The 987-nt window shown below is 38.4% G+C and carries 1 pseudogene; it reads right to left on the bottom strand.

The window, feature by feature from the left end:
• Positions 1-187: 187 nt before the first annotated feature.
• A pseudogene (locus tag AVJ20_RS18015) lies at positions 188-987 on the bottom strand (IS3 family transposase); the annotation flags it as partial.

The raw sequence follows: 987 nt of genomic DNA, 5'->3' as shown, positions 1-987 counted from the left end.
GACTGATTTCGTATAATATAGATTATGTTAAATTAAGTATACTTGAATATTAGCGTTAGTGTATCAAGCATTAAAATTTAGCGCCTACATTCAAAGGCGCTTTTTTATTAAAACTTAATTTTTTTTCACTATAGAGGCTTTCATTAAATGAACCGTACCGGGTTTGTCGGAGACATTTTTATTTAAGTTAGGCCACCTGACCTAACGGGTTAATCTTATCATAGTACATTGCTTCAAACTCAAAAGGAGGTACATAACCCAATGCGCTGTGTACACGCTTTTTGTTAAACCAATCTACCCAATTTAATGTCGCAAGTTGTACATCCGCTAAACCTTGCCAGTCTGCTTTTAAATATTCAATCACCTCTGTTTTGTATAACCCATTCACTGTTTCAGCCAAAGCGTTATCGTATGAATCACCATTTGTACCGACTGACGCTCGTAAATTTGCTGCTTCTAGACGATTGGTATAGCGACTGGAAAGATATTGCACACTTCTATCGGAATGATGAATCACATTCTTTGGCATCCCTCGATCATGCAATGCTTGCTCAAGTGCATCGAGCACCATATCTGTATTCATCCGTGTAGATACTTTCCATCCAACAATTGCTCGTGAGAACACATCAATAATAAAGGCGGTATAGACCCAGCCCGAATGAGTTTGAATATACGTAAAGTCACTCACCTGAGATACCGTCTTGGTAGTCAATCAGGTTTTGAGATTATTCGACCAATAAATAATCTCTTTGATAGGCAGTCAGATGTTTTAAAACGCCATAACACCTTGTATACCTAGCTTCTGTATCAATCGAGCAACTGTACAACGTGCGATAACATAACCTTCACGTTTCAATTGTTGCCAGACCTTAAGCACACCATATCGGCCTGAACTTTCTTTCCAAATTCGTTTAATTTGTTCAGCATGATGCTCATCATGTAGATCTCGTTTCGCTCGATGTTCTGGATTGTCAGCGAGATCTAAAG

This window comes from Acinetobacter sp. CFCC 11171, from assembly GCF_003268405.1.
In the GTDB taxonomy this organism is placed as follows: Bacteria; Pseudomonadota; Gammaproteobacteria; order Pseudomonadales; family Moraxellaceae; genus Acinetobacter; species Acinetobacter amyesii.
Note: the sequence above shows the minus strand (reverse complement) of the source record. Positions and strands in the feature narration are given on the sequence as shown.